Source organism: Bifidobacterium sp. LH_419 (assembly GCF_056356955.1).
The window spans coordinates 167,182-181,400 of sequence record NZ_JBKEVG010000001.1 but is presented as its reverse complement, the minus strand read 5'-3'; the positions used below and the strand labels follow the sequence as shown (position 1 = coordinate 181,400).

General features: G+C 66.8%; 14 protein-coding genes and 1 tRNA gene. 12 read left to right on the top strand and 3 right to left on the bottom strand.

Annotated features, from left to right (window positions below; translation table 11 throughout):
* Positions 1-48: 48 nt before the first annotated feature.
* Positions 49-1,995 carry a DEAD/DEAH box helicase gene (locus AC1AYX_RS00940; RefSeq protein ID WP_476501736.1) on the top strand — a complete coding sequence of 649 codons (1,947 nt, stop codon included), beginning with the start codon at positions 49-51 and terminating at the stop codon, positions 1,993-1,995.
* A 67-nt stretch (positions 1,996-2,062) separates the two neighbouring features.
* Here AC1AYX_RS00940 and AC1AYX_RS00935 read toward each other — a convergent pair whose 3' ends face one another.
* The 3 genes from AC1AYX_RS00935 to AC1AYX_RS00925 form a co-directional block, all read right to left on the bottom strand.
* Positions 2,063-3,352 carry an alpha-amylase family protein gene (locus tag AC1AYX_RS00935; RefSeq protein WP_476501735.1) on the bottom strand — a complete coding sequence of 430 codons (1,290 nt, stop codon included), beginning with the start codon at positions 3,350-3,352 and terminating at the stop codon, positions 2,063-2,065.
* A 143-nt stretch (positions 3,353-3,495) separates the two neighbouring features.
* The gene (locus AC1AYX_RS00930) at positions 3,496-3,999 is read right to left on the bottom strand and encodes a peroxiredoxin (protein ID WP_476501734.1); all 504 of its coding nucleotides are present in this window, start codon (positions 3,997-3,999) and stop codon (positions 3,496-3,498) included.
* 102 nt (positions 4,000-4,101) lie between these two features.
* Positions 4,102-4,968 (bottom strand): D-hexose-6-phosphate mutarotase, encoded by an 867-nt coding sequence (locus tag AC1AYX_RS00925; protein ID WP_476501733.1) that lies wholly within the window; start codon positions 4,966-4,968, stop codon positions 4,102-4,104.
* A gap of 78 nt (positions 4,969-5,046) precedes the next feature.
* On the opposite strand from AC1AYX_RS00925, the gene holA reads away from it, so the two are divergent.
* From holA to ruvA, 11 genes are all read left to right on the top strand, one after another.
* Positions 5,047-6,015: a DNA polymerase III subunit delta gene (gene holA / locus AC1AYX_RS00920; RefSeq protein WP_476501732.1), complete on the top strand. Its 969-nt coding sequence runs from the start codon at positions 5,047-5,049 to the stop codon at positions 6,013-6,015.
* Positions 6,016-6,032: 17 nt separating this feature from the next.
* Positions 6,033-6,617, top strand: coding sequence for a tRNA (adenosine(37)-N6)-threonylcarbamoyltransferase complex ATPase subunit type 1 TsaE (gene tsaE, locus AC1AYX_RS00915; RefSeq protein ID WP_476502020.1), 585 nt, complete (start codon positions 6,033-6,035; stop codon positions 6,615-6,617).
* Between the two features lie 100 nt (positions 6,618-6,717).
* A complete protein-coding gene (gene tsaB, locus AC1AYX_RS00910; protein WP_476501731.1) occupies positions 6,718-7,548 on the top strand; it encodes a tRNA (adenosine(37)-N6)-threonylcarbamoyltransferase complex dimerization subunit type 1 TsaB in 831 nt (276 codons plus the stop codon).
* Entirely contained in the window at positions 7,548-8,177 is a 630-nt protein-coding gene (locus AC1AYX_RS00905) for a GNAT family N-acetyltransferase (RefSeq protein ID WP_476501730.1), read from the top strand. Before tsaB ends, AC1AYX_RS00905 begins: the two co-directional genes overlap by 1 nt.
* On the top strand, positions 8,174-9,217 hold the full coding sequence (tsaD, locus tag AC1AYX_RS00900; RefSeq protein ID WP_476501729.1) for a tRNA (adenosine(37)-N6)-threonylcarbamoyltransferase complex transferase subunit TsaD: 1,044 nt from the start codon (positions 8,174-8,176) through the stop codon (positions 9,215-9,217). The genes AC1AYX_RS00905 and tsaD overlap by 4 nt, the downstream gene beginning before the upstream one ends.
* 139 nt (positions 9,218-9,356) lie before the next feature.
* Positions 9,357-9,429 (top strand) — tRNA-Asn (locus AC1AYX_RS00895).
* Positions 9,430-9,547: 118 nt separating this feature from the next.
* Positions 9,548-9,790 carry a hypothetical protein gene (locus AC1AYX_RS00890; RefSeq protein ID WP_476501728.1) on the top strand — a complete coding sequence of 81 codons (243 nt, stop codon included), beginning with the start codon at positions 9,548-9,550 and terminating at the stop codon, positions 9,788-9,790.
* Positions 9,791-9,957: 167 nt separating this feature from the next.
* Positions 9,958-12,009 (top strand): threonine--tRNA ligase, encoded by a 2,052-nt coding sequence (gene thrS, locus AC1AYX_RS00885; RefSeq protein ID WP_476501727.1) that lies wholly within the window; start codon positions 9,958-9,960, stop codon positions 12,007-12,009.
* 129 nt (positions 12,010-12,138) lie between these two features.
* Complete coding sequence (locus AC1AYX_RS00880) at positions 12,139-12,894, top strand: YebC/PmpR family DNA-binding transcriptional regulator (RefSeq protein ID WP_476501726.1); 756 nt, start codon at positions 12,139-12,141, stop codon at positions 12,892-12,894.
* 7 nt (positions 12,895-12,901) lie between these two features.
* Entirely contained in the window at positions 12,902-13,486 is a 585-nt protein-coding gene (ruvC, locus tag AC1AYX_RS00875) for a crossover junction endodeoxyribonuclease RuvC (RefSeq protein ID WP_034528302.1), read from the top strand.
* A gap of 80 nt (positions 13,487-13,566) precedes the next feature.
* Entirely contained in the window at positions 13,567-14,187 is a 621-nt protein-coding gene (ruvA, locus tag AC1AYX_RS00870; protein ID WP_476501725.1) for a Holliday junction branch migration protein RuvA, read from the top strand.
* The last annotated feature ends 32 nt before the right edge of the window (positions 14,188-14,219 follow it).

Genomic DNA, 14,219 nt, shown 5'->3' with positions numbered 1-14,219 from the left:
TATGGTTTGCGCAAACCGCGCATGATCCATATGACATGAAAGGCCGTTGTGCCAGATACAACCTTCTCCGCGCCCGTCGTCGAGACGCGCGCCAAGACCTTCTTCGAACTCGGCGTCCCCGAGCCGTTGTGCCGTGTGCTCGACGCGGACGGCAAGACCGAGGCGTTCCCCATCCAGGAGGACACCCTTCCCGATTCCCTCGCCGGCCGTGACATCCTCGGCCGTGGCCGCACCGGCTCGGGCAAGACGCTCGCCTTCTGCATCCCGCTCGCCGCGCGCCTGTGCGAGGCCGCGTGGGAGCCGGGCATGGCGATGTCCGAATTCCGCCGCAACGTCAAGTTCATCCGCCGCGAGCGTCTCGCCGAACGCGAGGAGCGCGGCTTCCTGCCGCATCCGCACGGGCTTGTGCTCGCGCCGACGCGCGAGCTCGCCAACCAGATCAACGACGTGCTCGAACCGCTTGCCCGCATGATGGGCATGACCACGACCACCGTGTACGGCGGCGTCAAGCAGAACCGTCAGGTACGCGACCTCAAGTCCGGCGCGGACATCGTCGTCGCTTGCCCGGGTCGTCTCGAGGACCTGCTGCGCCAGAAGCTGCTCACCCTGTCCGACGTGCGCGTCATCGTCATGGACGAGGCGGACGAGATGGCGGACATGGGCTTCCTGCCGCCGGTGCGCCGCATCCTCGGCCAGATCCGTCCCGACGCGCAGCACATGCTGTTCTCCGCGACGCTCGACCACGGCGTCGACGGTCTGGTGCGCGAGTTCCTGCGTGAGCCGAAGACGCACAGCGTGGACGAGCCGGCCGCCGTGGTCGACACGATGACCCAGCACGTGTTCGAGGTGGCGAAGGACGACAAGTTCGAGGTGGTGCGCCAGCTGGCCGCCGGAACCGGCAAGCGCATCCTGTTCACGCGCACCAAGTTCCAGGCGAAGAAGCTCGCGAAGAGCCTGACGAACAGCGGCGTGCCCGCCGCGCAGCTGCACGGCAACCTCAATCAGAACCAGCGTGACCGCAATCTCGCCGCGTTCGAGGATGGTGACGTGAACGTGCTGGTCGCCACCGACGTGGCGGCGCGCGGCATCGACGTGAGCGACGTGGAGCTCGTCGTGCAGATCGACCCGCCGGACGATCCGAAATCGTTCGTGCACCGTTCCGGCCGCACCGCGCGCGCCGGCCATACGGGCGACGTGGTGACGCTCGTGCTCCCGTTCCAGCGCCGCGAGGCGAAGCGCATGCTCAAGGCCGCCGGCATCGACGTGAAGCCGATCGCCGTGCGCCATGATTCGCCGGAAGTGCAGGAGCTCGTGGGGGAGCGCGCCCCGATCGTCAAGGATTGGAACCTCGACGACACGCAGCCCGCCGGCAATCCGCGCAAGCGCAAGGACCGCAAGGCGCGCAAGGACGACAGCACCCAGGGAGGCAAGCGCGGGAACGGCAGGCGAGGCGACGGCGGAGCCGGCAAGTCGCGCACGCCCGCGAACATCACGTTCGTCGACGACTTCGATGCGGTCGACGAGACCGGATTCGACGATTCGTTCGCGGACGACGGCGACGATTCGCGCCGGAACCGTCGTGGCGGCCATGGTGGTCGCGACGACCGCCGCGCGGACCGTTCGACGCGACGTTCCTCCCGTGACGAGCGCGGCCGCAACCGACGCGAGCAGCCGGCCGGGCGGAAGAACCGTGCCGAGCGACGCGCCGGCATGCGCGACGCCGAGGCGGAACGTCGCGACCGCCGTTTCGAGACCGGAGATTCGCATCGCTCCAAGCGGGGCGGCTACCGCGACGACACACGTTCGGACCGCAGCTCGAAGGGCGGCAACGGAGGCAAGCGCATCCACCGCAGGGACGAGAACCGCGTCGTGCAGGACGAGCGCGGTGAGGCCGCGAAGCGCCACGACCGCCGCATGATCGCCAAATACGGTTCCACGGACGGCCCGCGCCGCCGCCACTCCAAGCGCAAGACCATCCCCTTCCGCACCCGCTGATCCCCTCCTTATGCTCCCCCTGAAGGGGGAGCCGGCGGCGAAGCCGTCTGAGGGGGTGCACCCGGCGCTAATACCGGTACGCCACACGCCCATCCGCATCGGAAATCGTGAACGTCGGCTCGTCCTCGACGCTCAACTCCACGCGGATGTGCGTGTGCCCGTCTGCGGCGACCGCCCGGTACACGTAGCGCTTGTTCTCGAGCACGTCCTTCTCGACGCGCGCGTCCTGCAGCCACGGGTTGCGGCGGCGCAGCGCGATCAGCGCCTGGTGCAGGCGGTACACGGGCTCGCCGAGCTTCGACAGCTGCTCCGGCGAGTCCGGGAATTTGGGCCGCACGTCGTCGTCGCCGCCGAACCGCTGCTCCTTGACGCCCACGTACCCTTGCTCATCGCCGTAGTAGATGCTGGGCACGCCGCCGACCGTCATCAGCACCGCCAATGCGAGCGCGGCCTTCTTCGGCCCGATCTCGGAGGCGATGCGGGTCACGTCGTGGTTGCCGATGAACGTCTGTGGGATGAACGTGTCGAGGAACGCGTTGTGCCGGGTGAGGTTCCAGTCGAGTTCGAAGAAGTTGTCGGTTTCGAGCGCGTGACGGATCGACTTCCACAGCTCGTACTGCGTGATCGAATCCATCGTGGATTCCACCGCGATGCGCGGGTAGTCGCCGTGGATTACCTCGCCGAAGATCCACGTATACGGGTGCGCGGCCTTCATCTGCGGCAGCACCTTCGCCCAGAATCCGCTCGGCACCGCGTAGGCGGCGTCGAGCCGCCAGCCGGATGCGCCGCGGTCGAGCCAATGGTTCATCACACGCGTCACGTAGGTGACCGTCTCGTCGCTGCCGTGGTCGAGGTCGACGAGGTCGCCGTGGCCTTCGAACACGTCGAGCACCGGCTCCCCGTTTGCGCCGGTCGCGGTCTTGACGAGTCCATGCCAGGGGTTCCCGGCGGGGGAGAGCGTGCCGGAGGCCTCGTCGAGCGCTGCCTGGACGGCCGGGTGGCGGCGCGACACGTGGTTGAAGACGCCGTCGAGAATGATGGACATGCCCATGCCGTGGCAGGCTTCGGCGAGCCGGTCGAACGCCGCGTCGCCGCCGAGCCGCACGTCGACGTGCATGTGGTCGAGCGTGTCGTAGCCGTGCGTGGCGGATTCGAAGATGGGGCCGAGCAGCAGACCTGACGCGCCCAGGTCGCGCATGTACGGCAGCCAGGGAATCAGCGCGTCGAGCCCCCGGCCGTGGAATTCGCGCGGGCCCTGCGGGCGGATGTCCGCGCCGCAGAATCCAAGCGGATACACCTGCCAGAACACTCCGTAACGCACCCAGTCCGGCAGTTCGTTCGCCTTGTTCGCAACCATCAGGCACCTCCTGTCCGATGCGGACGGCACCACCCATCCGCGTTGACACCGTGTCTATTTTCTCACGTTTAGAATGATGCGCGCGCAGGACGCGCCGCGTCGATAGCAGGTCGGACGCGGAGTCGGTTCCACGGCCCCAGGAATCAGCCGAGCCGCTTCAGCAGCGAGTCCACGTGGCCTTTGGCACGCACGTTGTAGCGGGCGAGCGTGATCGTGCCGTCCGCGTCGATGGCGAACGTGGAGCGGATCACACCCACGTGCGTCTTGCCGTACAGCTTCTTCTCCCCGTAGGCGGCGTACAGTTTGTGCACCGTCAGGTCCGGGTCGCTCAGCAGCGGGAACGACAGGTGATCGCGTTCGCGGAACCGCTGCAGTTTGGCGAGCGGATCCTTCGAGACGCCGAGTACCGTGTAGCCGAGCGAACCGAGTCGCGCCATGTTGTCGCGGAAGTCGCAGGCCTCGGTGGTGCATCCGGGCGTCATCGCCGCCGGATAGAAGTAGAGCAGCACCTTGTCCCCTTGTGAGGTGAGTCCGGACAGGGTGACGGTGGTCTCGTCGCCGTCCGGATTCACCGCGGGAAGTGTGAAGTCCGGAGCCGGTTGACCGGTCTCGAGACGGGATGGCAACGGTTCGGTTTCGGTTGGCATATTGTCTTTCCCCTTCGTTGTGTGAATTGTCGTGTTTCAGCGGGACTACCCCTCAGTCGGCATTGCCGACAGCTCCCCTAGCAAGGGGAGCCGAGGGCGGAGCTACTTTACGGCGAGGGTCTGGGAGAGGGTGTGGGATTCGCCGGGGTGGAGCGTGATCATGCGGTCGCGGTTCGCGGCGGCCTCCACGCAGGCGAATCCGCGCCATTCGCCGGCCTCCAGGTCGCCGATCGCGTTGCCGGCCTCCTCGCCCGGATTCCACACGACCGTCGCCGTCGCTCCTCGCGAGGAGATCAGGATCGTGCGGCCGGCCGCGTCGTCATGCAGTTCGAGCGGCGCATCCGTCAGATAGATGCGGTCGACCATCGTGCCGTCGAACGCCACGTCGCCCGACTGCGTGCGCACCGGGAAGCCGGGCAGCGTCGTGTCCAGATAATCCGCGCCGTCCAGGCCGACGACGCGGGCGCGCGTCACGTCGTCCACCGCCAGATACGTGTGCAGCGCCGCCTCGTAGGAGAACGCGGCGTCGCCGTCGTTCGTCACCGTCAGCGCCATCGTGATCGACTCGCCGGCGTCCACCGTGTAGGACGCGTGGAAGCGCGGGGCGTCGTTGCCGACGAACTGCGCGAGCGTCGCGTCGTCGATTTCGTCGGAGTCGAGCGCATACTCGGCGTGACGATCAGTGATCGAACCGTCCACCGGATGCCAGAAGCTCGACCGCGCGAACCCGTGCTTGGGCGTCTTCGCGGCATCGTTGGCCGGATCGAATCCGGAATTGAACCATGGGAAGATGACCGGCACGCCGCCGCGGATCGCCTTCCCCTCATGCAGATGGATCGCACGCGGACGCCAGACCACGTCCGACTGTCCTTGAGGCGCCCAACGCAGCACGTGCGCGCCGTAATCGCTGATCGAAGCGGAACCGTCGGCGTTGACGAGATCGCGGATCGTGAACGATGCAGAACCCATGTTTCCTCCAAACCACAGATGATGGGCGGGTCCGTTCCATTATGCCAGTTGTCCAGCGGATGTGGGGTGATGGGGAGCATGGCAAGACAGGCAGGCAAGGCACCGGTCATCGTGGTGTACGGGGGAGACCCGTATCTCAACGGCGAAACCGTGCGCGAACAATGCGACGCGGCGCTGAAACGCCGACCGGACGCGGAACTCGTCGAACTCGACGCGGCCACGGCGGACCGCTACGCCTTCGACGAGGCCGTCAGCCCCTCCCTGCTCGCCGACGTGGCCGTCGTGCGCGTCGACGACCTGCAATCCGCGGACGAGAAACTCGGCGACAGCATCGTCGACTACTGCAAGCAGGCGGCCGCCGACCCGGACAGCTCCAGCATCGTCATCTGCCGGCACGAGGGCGGCAACAAGGGCAAGCGTCTGCTCGATCGGCTCGTCCGCGCCGGCGCGCGCAAGGTCGAGGTACCCGACCTGAAGAAGCCGGACGCGAAACTCAACTACGTGCTGCAATGCTTCGAGAAACAGGGCAGACGAGTCGAGCCGATCGCCGCCCAGCAGCTCGTCGACGTGCTCGGCGGCAGCATCGGCGAACTCACCGCCATGTGCGGGCAACTGTGCTTCGATTTCGACGACGATCCGATCGGACTGGACCGGGTCAACCAGTATCTGACCGCCAACGCGCAGGTCACCGGATTCAACGTGGCCGACGCCGCCATGGCGGGCAACACGGCCGACGCGATCGTCAAGATGCGCTCCGCCGTGGAACAGGGCGTCGAACCGGTCGCGCTCATCGGCGCGTTGGCGTCGAAGCTCAGGGCCGTGGCGAAGGTGTCCGCGTTCAACACGGGCAGGATCAGCGCCGCCGAACTCGGCATGTCCCCGTGGGCGCGCAAATACGTGAAACTCGGCGGCTGGACGTCCGCCGGCATGGCCGCGTGCATCCGCACGCTCGCCTGGGCCGACGAGGAGTGCAAGACCAACGGGGGAGACCCCATGTATGCGCTGGAGCGCAGCATCGAGACGATCGCGACGAAAGGACGGGCATGAGCGGGGAGCGAAACGGGATGCGGGGCGACGGGACGATCGTCATCGAGGCGCCTACGGGCGACGACATGCGTGCATTGGGACGCCGTATCGCGGCGCGCGTACGTGGCGGCGACGTGCTGCTCCTGTCCGGTCCGCTTGGCGCCGGCAAGACGACGCTCGCGCAGGGATTCGGCGAAGGGCTCGGCATCGGTGAGCCGATCGTCTCGCCGACGTTCACCATCGCCCGTGAACTCGACGGACGGTTCGCCGACGGGAGCCCCGCGCATCTCGTGCATGTCGACGCATACCGTCTCGGCGGCGCCGACTACGCGCCCGGACAGGCGGCCGTGAACCGTCTGCTCGACGAACTCGAATCGCTGGGACTTGACGAGGAGCTCGAAGACACCAGCGACGATACGGTCGTGCTCATGGAATGGGGCGAGCAGATGGCCGCCGCGCTCGCGCCGGAACGGCTCGAAATCCACATCGCGCGCCCGCTGTCGGAAACCGGTTCCGGCGTCGCGTCCGGTGCCGTGGACGCCGACGGCGAACTCACCAGCGACGGCACGCGCATCGTCACGCTGGTGCCGGTCGGCGCGCGCTGGAGCGGGTTCACGCTCTGAGCGGGCGGCCCGCACGCGGCGGTGTACACTCTCTACAGGTCTGACTACAGGTCCGAAGAATCATGTCGGAGGAATCACGAGCACACGTCGGGAGGATGCATTGGGCTGCACATTGGTGATCGACACGTCATACGGCTCCACCGTAGGCGTCACAGGGCATGAGCCGATCGTCGAGACCGACTCGCGCACCCACGTCGAACGACTGCAGGTGAACATCGCGCGCGCGGTCGACGAAGCCGGATACGCGCCGCACGACATCGACACGGTGATCGTCGGCACCGGTCCCGCGCCGTTCACCGGACTGCGCGCCGGCATCGTCGCCGCCAAGGCGCTGGCGTTCGCCACCGGCGCGGAACTCATCGGCCATGATGTGCTCGCACCGCAGGCGCAGTGGAACCTCATCCGGCGTGGCGAGGCCGGCACGCTCGGCAATCCGAAGACGCGTCACGTGCTCACGCTCGCCGTGAACGACGCACGCCGCAAGCAACTCTACTTCGCGCTGTATGCGAGCCGGCTCGACGGCGATGGAACCGGCAAGACCGGCGACAACGGGAACACCGGAACCGCGGTCCGCGAGCTCATCGCCATGGACATCGACTATCCGCCATCAATCGCCGACCGCGTAAACGCCGCCGTACGCGAGGTCGCGGCGACGACGGACGGCGAGATCGTCGTCGACGTCGTCGGCCATGGCGCGGCGAAATACGCCGACGCGCTGCGCGGCATCGACCATCTCGGCGACGTGACCGACGAATCCGTGTTCGACCAGGGACGGCAGGGCGTCGAGATCTTCGCGACCGACGCGACGCTCGCGCATGCGCGCGACCCGCAGGCACCCGTCGAACCGCTGTATCTGCGCCGGCCGGACGCCGAGGTGCCGGCGCCGCTCAAGCACGTGCTCGGCCATGAGGGAGCGGGGAGGAAGGACTGATGCTCGTCGCACTGGACGACCTCGACCGTGAGACCGCCGTCGCCGCCGTACGCGCGTTGGAGGTCGAGTTGTTCGGCAACCACGCGTGGAGCGAGAACGCGGTACGGCAGGAGCTCGACGCCCCCGCACGTGTCTACGTGTTCGACTGCGAACGCGAACAGGGCGACGGTGAATGCGGAGACAGGGGGGAAGGCCATGTGCCGGGCCCCGACGGCTGCGTGCCGGGCATCGTGCGCGGATTCGCCGGATACTGGTACGACGGCGAGGACGCGGAGATCATGGACGTCGGCGTCGGCCGACGCTACCAGCGCCGTGGACTCGCCGCGCGCATGCTCACTTGGCTGATCGGCCACGCGCGTGAACAGGGCGCTCGGCGCATGCTGCTCGAAGTCGCCGTGAACAACGAGCCCGCCATCGCGCTGTACCGGCGGTTCGGATTCGAACGCATCGGCCTGCGCAGACGCTACTACCAGCCGGAAGGCATCGACGCGTACGTGATGGCGCTGGAACTGAGCCCGCGCGTCGTCGGATTCGCGGGAGCGACGAGCCGCGAGGTGAGCGAGGCGGACGCGACGAATACGACGACGGACGGAACGGACATGAACGGAGAAACGGAGAAGACGCGATGAGCGAACCGATCGTACTGGGCATCGAATCCACTTGCGACGAGACAGCGGCCGCCATCGTCCAGGGGCGCACGCTGCGCTCCAACGTGGTCGCCTCCTCGATGGAGGAGCACGCGCGCTACGGCGGCGTCATCCCCGAGATCGCCTCGCGCGCGCACGCCGAAGCGTTCGTGCCGTGCGTGTCCAAGGCGCTGGCCGATGCCGGCCTCGAACTCGCCGATGTGGACGCAATCGCCGTGTCCGCGGGCCCCGGACTCGCCGGATGCCTCGCCGTCGGCGTCTCCGGCGCGAAGGCACTCGCATGGGCGAGCGGCAAACCGCTGTACGGCATCAACCACGTGATCGGGCACATCGCCGTCACCCAGCTCCAGTTCGGACCGTTCCCCAAGGACACGCTCGCCCTCATCGTCTCCGGCGGGCACACGTCGCTGCTGCACGTCGAGGACGTGGCACGGCACATCGACGTGGTCGGCACCACGTTGGACGACGCGGCGGGGGAGTGCTTCGACAAGGTGGCGCGCCTGCTCGGCTTCCCCTACCCGGGAGGCCCGCACATCGACCGGCACGCGCAACACGGCGACCCGCATGCGATCCGCGTGCCGCAGGGGCTCACGCAGGGCAAGGCCGGCGCGAAGCACCCGTACGACTTCAGCTTCTCCGGCGTGAAGACCGCCGTCGCCCGCTGGGTGGAGGGGGAGCAGGCCGCCGGGCGCGAAATCCCCGTCGATGACGTGTGCGCCTCGCTCGCCGACTCGGTGGCCACCGTGCTCGCGAAGAAAGCGATGCGCGGCTGCCGCCAGTACGATTCCGACACGCTGATCGTGGGCGGCGGATTCTCCGCCAACTCGCAGCTCAGGGCGAAACTGCTTGAATACGGGCGCTCCAACGGCGTCGAAGTGCGTATCCCGGAACTGAAGCTGTGCACCGACAACGGCGCGATGGTCGCGATGCTGGGCGTGAACCTCGTCGAGGCCGGGGTCGCGCCCAGCGCGCCCGATTTCGCCATCGATTCGGCCATGCCGCTGACCAAGGTGGTGATGTAGACCTTGCTGATGGCGCGTGCCGGTCTTCGATGCCGCGTAGCGCGACACGCCGAGTTGCGTTATCGGAGACCGGCGCGTATATTCATCACTCGTTGCGAACGCGCCCGGTTGTGACTGGGAGTGGTTGATAATTGAATATTCCTGCGTAGCTCAGTTGGCAGAGCATCCGACTGTTAATCGGACGGTCACTGGTTCAAGCCCAGTCGCAGGAGCTTTGACGGAAAGCCTCAGGTTCATGCCTGAGGCTTTCTGCATGTCGAAACCGGGGTGACAACGTAGCCGCGACCTTGGCGCAACGGATTCGGCGCGTCAGCCACGGCGGCGGCCGGGATGACGGTACCATCGAAGACGAACGGGAACGATCACGGCGAGGAGGCCGTCATCATGGACGTGAGGATACTGAGAATCGAACGAGGCGTGTTCGCCGTGCTCCACAACGGAAGCGGAGCCGGAACCGTGCGCAAGCAGACCGTCGGCCTGAAACGCATGTGGCTGGCGGACGGCGCCAACGGAGCCCAGGGCGTGTTCCCCTCGAAGAAGACCGCGGCCCAGTGGCTCGTGCAGCGCGCCTGACGACGTCGGCCCGCATACACCTTCCATACGGCTTCGGTTCACCTATGCGTTCGTCTGGTGAACGCGGCTTGCGCATGTCGCCGAGCCGCCCTACAGTGTGCAACTGTTGATTACACGTCCAGGCCTGCACATTGGTAACGCGGACCCAGATAGCAAAGGACACCATCATGGCGCAAAGCTCCATCTCCATCACAGTCAACGGCGAAGCGAAGGAGGTGGAAGCAACCACCACCGGCGTCGAACTCTTCGCGGACGACAAGAACATCATCGCCGTGCGTCTCAACGGCGAACTGCGTGACCTGTACACGCCGCTCAACGACGGCGACGCCGTCGAGTCCGTCGCGCTCGACTCCGAGGACGGCCTCGGCATCATGCGCCACTCCGCCACGCACGTCATGGCCCAGGCGGTGCAGGAACTGTTCCCGAACGCCAAGCTCGGCGTCGGCCCGATCATCAAGGACGGCTTCTACTACGACTTCCAGGTCGATCAGCCGTTCACGCCGGACGATCTCAAGCAGATCGAAAAGCACATGCAGCGCATCATCAAGTCGTCCCAGTCCTTCCGCCGTCGCGTCGTGAGCGAGGAGGAGGCCCTCGCCGAGGAGGCCGACCAGCCGTTCAAGATCGAGCTGATCCAGGACAAGGAAGCGCACCTCGACCCGTCCACCGCCACCGAGATCTCCGGCAAGGAGCTCAGCTTCTACGACAACGTCGACCGTGACGGCAACGTCGTGTGGAAGGACCTGTGCCGCGGACCGCACCTGCCGAACACCCGCTTCATCAAGGCGTTCAAGATCGAACGTTCCGCCGCCGCCTACTGGCGCGGCAGCGAGAAGAACCCGACCATGCAGCGCATCTACGGCACCGCCTGGGCCACCAAGGAGGACCTCAAGGCCTACCAGACGCGTCTCGAGGAGGCCGCCAAGCGCGACCACCGCAAGCTCGGCGCCGAAATGGACCTGTTCTCCTTCCCGGAGGAGATCGGACCGGGCCTCGCCGTGTTCCACCCGAAGGGCGCCGCCGTCATCAACGCGATGGAGGACTACTCCCGCGAGATGCACCGCAAGCACCACTACAGCTTCGTGCAGACCCCGCACATCACCAAGGGCGGCCTGTACGAGACCTCCGGCCACCTGCACTGGTACAAGGACGGCATGTACCCGCCGATGCACCTCGACGAGGAGCGCGACGCGGACGGCAACATCACCAAGCCGGGCGCCGACTACTACCTCAAGCCGATGAACTGCCCGATGCACAACCTGATCTTCAAGTCGCGCCAGCGCTCCTACCGCGAGCTTCCGCTGCGCCTCTTCGAGTTCGGCACCGTGTACCGCTACGAGAAGTCCGGCGAGGTCCACGGCCTGACCCGTGTGCGCGGCCTCACCCAGGACGACTCCCACATCTACTGCACCCGCGAGCAGATGAAGGACGAGCTGACCAGCCTGCTCACCTTCGTGCTCAACCTGCTCAAGGACTTCGGCCTGTCCGACTTCTACCTGGAGCTGTCCACCAAGGATCCGGACAAGTACGTCGGCTCCGACGAGATCTGGGAGGAGGCGACCAACACGCTGCGCGAAGTCGCCGAGGCGTCCCACCTCAACCTCGTGGCCGATCCGGGCGGCGCCGCGTTCTACGGCCCGAAGATTTCCGTGCAGGCGCGTGACGCAATCGGCCGCACCTGGCAGGTGTCGACCATCCAGCTCGACTTCAACCTGCCCGAGCGCTTCAAGCTCGAGTACATCGCGAAGGACGGCACGCACCAGCGTCCGGTGATGATCCACCGCGCGCTGTTCGGCTCCATCGAGCGCTTCTTCGCCGTGCTGCTCGAGCACTACGCGGGCGCGTTCCCGGCGTGGCTCGCCCCGGTGCAGGTGCTCGGTGTGCCCGTCGCCGACGAGTTCGCCCCGCACCTCGCCGGCTTCGTCAAGAGCCTCGAGGACGAAATGGTCCGCTGCGAGATCGACTACTCCGACGATCGTTTCGGCAAGAAGATCCGCAACGCCTCCAAGTCCAAGGTGCCGTTCATCCTCATCGTCGGCGAGGAGGACATGAACAACAACGCGGTGAGCTTCCGTTTCCGCGACGGCAGCCAGCTCAACGGCGTCCCGGTCGACGAGGCGCGCGCCCAGATCCTCAAGGTGATCGCCAAGCGCGTCCAGGTCAACTCCGCCGACGACTTCAAGGCCGCCGTGGCCGACGAGCCCGTCGACGCCGAGTGATCCGCCGCTGATCCTCAGTGGGCCGGCCGGGATGCGGACGCCACGTCCCGGCCGGCCCGCGTTGTCGGCTTAACGCCATACAATCGTTTCGTTTGTCAGATATCCGTCTCATAACCTGCTAGGAGCATTATGTCAGGTCATTCCAAGTGGGCGACCACCAAGCACAAGAAGGCCGCCATCGACGCCAAGCGCGGCAAGCTCTTCGCCAAGCTCATCAAGAACATCGAGATCGCGGCCCGCATGGGCGGCGGCGACCCGGATGGCAACCCGTCCCTGTACGACGCCATCTACAAGGCCAAGAAGGCCTCCATGCCCGCCGACAACATCAAGCGCGCCGTCAAGCGCGGCTCCGGTGAAGAGGCCGGCGGCGCCAACTACGAGGACATCGTCTACGAGGGCTACGCCCCCGCCGGCGTTGGCCTCATCATCGAGTGCCTGACCGACAACCGCAACCGCGCGGCCGCCGAGGTCCGTTCCACCCTGACCAAGGGCAACGGTTCCCTGGCCACCTCCGGCTCCGTGTCCTTCAACTTCGAGCGCAAGGGCCAGATTGTGGTCCCGTCCGAGGGCGTGGACTTCGACAAGCTGTTCGAGGCCGCTGCCGAGGCCGGTGCCGAGGACGTCCAGGATGACGGCGAGGTCTTCACCGTCATCACCGACCCGTCCGACGTGCACACCGTGCGCCAGGCCCTGGTCGACGCCGGTTTCGAGTACGATTCCGCCGACTTGGTCATGGCCCCGAAGAACGAGGTCGAGCTCTCCCTCGAGGACGCCCGCAAGGTCTCCAACCTCATCGACAAGCTCGATGACCTCGACGACGTGCAGAACATCTACTCCAACTGGACCGCCTCTGACGAGGTCATGGCCCAGCTCGACGAGGAGTAGTCCGCACGTGATCATCCTTGGCGTCGACCCCGGGCTCACGCGCTGCGGGGTCGGCGTGATCGAAGCCGGCGCCCACCGCCGGCTTTCGTTTATCCACGTGGACGTCGTGCGCTCCTCGCCGGACGTGTCGCAGGACCTGCGCCTGCTCGCCATCTACAACGGCCTGGTCGAGAAGATCGAGACGTACGCGCCCGACACCGTGTCCATCGAGCGCGTGTTCGCCCAGTCGAACCGCAACACGGTGCTCGGCACCGCACAGGCGGCGGGGCTCGCCATGCTCGCTGCCGCCCAGCGCAACATCCCCGTGGCCCTGCATACGCCGACCGAGGCGAAGCTCGCCATCACCGGCAACGGCCACGCGCAGAAGATTCAGATCGAGCGCATGGTGACGCGCATCCTCAACCTCAACACGATGCCGACGCCGGCCGACGCCGCCGACGCGCTGGCGCTGGCGATCTGCCACGCCCTGCGCCCGGCCGGCGCGCTGCAGGGCGGCGAACGCGAGGAACATCTCACCCCGGCGCAACGCCAATGGGCGGAGGCATCCAAGAAGGCGACGAAACGCCGGTTCAACGCCGACCGCGGCATGTGACGCGACCACACCGCCATGCGACTTCGCGAAACGCCGCATGATGGTGTACACTGTCGAACAGCTGTTCGAAAGGAGTCGCCGTGATCGGTTCGCTGAAAGGTGTGGTGGAGACGGTCGACGCCTCGTCCGCGCTCATCGAGGTCGGGGGAGTCGGCTACGAGGTGCGCATGCCCGCCGCCGACCTGTCACGCGTCCACGGCGGCGCGGAGACGTGCGTCTACACGTATCTCAACGTCTCTCAGGACGCCATCACCCTGTACGGGTTCCTCGAGCCCGCGGCGAAACGCACGTTCCTGCAGCTGCTCAAGGTCTCCGGCATCGGCCCGAAGGTCGCCCTGTCGCTGCTCTCCACGTTGAACCCGAACCAGCTCGCCAAGGCCGTGGCCGACAACGACGCCACCGCCCTCGCCAAGGCTCCGGGGCTCGGCAAGAAGGGCGCGCAGAAGATCATCCTCGAACTCAAAGGGTCGATCAATCTCGAAGACATCGAATCCGGGGCGGCCGTCACCACCGCCAAGCCCGAGGACAAGGGCGCGCTGCAGGTCGTCGAGGGACTCATCTCGCTCGGCTGGCGCCAGCAGGACGCCGAACACGCCGTGCGGGAGGCGTGCGAGGCCAACGGCATCGCCACGCCTCTCGCCGTCGGGGACGTGCCGCGCGTGCTCAAGCTCGCGCTGAACTCCCTGGACCGCGGCATCTGACAGGAAGACGCCTGACGAAGGACCGGAGGTGA

Excerpts from the sequence above, each read along its gene's own strand:
- AC1AYX_RS00935 (WP_476501735.1), bottom strand. The coding sequence starts at position 3,352 with ATGGTTGCGAACAAGGCGAACGAACTGCCGGACTGGGTGCGTTACGGA.
- AC1AYX_RS00905 (WP_476501730.1), top strand. The coding sequence starts at position 7,548 with ATGCTCGTCGCACTGGACGACCTCGACCGTGAGACCGCCGTCGCCGCC.
- AC1AYX_RS00880 (WP_476501726.1), top strand. The coding sequence starts at position 12,139 with ATGTCAGGTCATTCCAAGTGGGCGACCACCAAGCACAAGAAGGCCGCC.
- tsaE (WP_476502020.1), top strand. The coding sequence starts at position 6,033 with ATGCGGGGCGACGGGACGATCGTCATCGAGGCGCCTACGGGCGACGAC.
- tsaD (WP_476501729.1), top strand. The coding sequence starts at position 8,174 with ATGAGCGAACCGATCGTACTGGGCATCGAATCCACTTGCGACGAGACA.
- thrS (WP_476501727.1), top strand. The coding sequence starts at position 9,958 with ATGGCGCAAAGCTCCATCTCCATCACAGTCAACGGCGAAGCGAAGGAG.
- AC1AYX_RS00925 (WP_476501733.1), bottom strand. The coding sequence starts at position 4,968 with ATGGGTTCTGCATCGTTCACGATCCGCGATCTCGTCAACGCCGACGGT.
- holA (WP_476501732.1), top strand. The coding sequence starts at position 5,047 with ATGGCAAGACAGGCAGGCAAGGCACCGGTCATCGTGGTGTACGGGGGA.
- AC1AYX_RS00890 (WP_476501728.1), top strand. The coding sequence starts at position 9,548 with ATGACGGTACCATCGAAGACGAACGGGAACGATCACGGCGAGGAGGCC.
- AC1AYX_RS00930 (WP_476501734.1), bottom strand. The coding sequence starts at position 3,999 with ATGCCAACCGAAACCGAACCGTTGCCATCCCGTCTCGAGACCGGTCAA.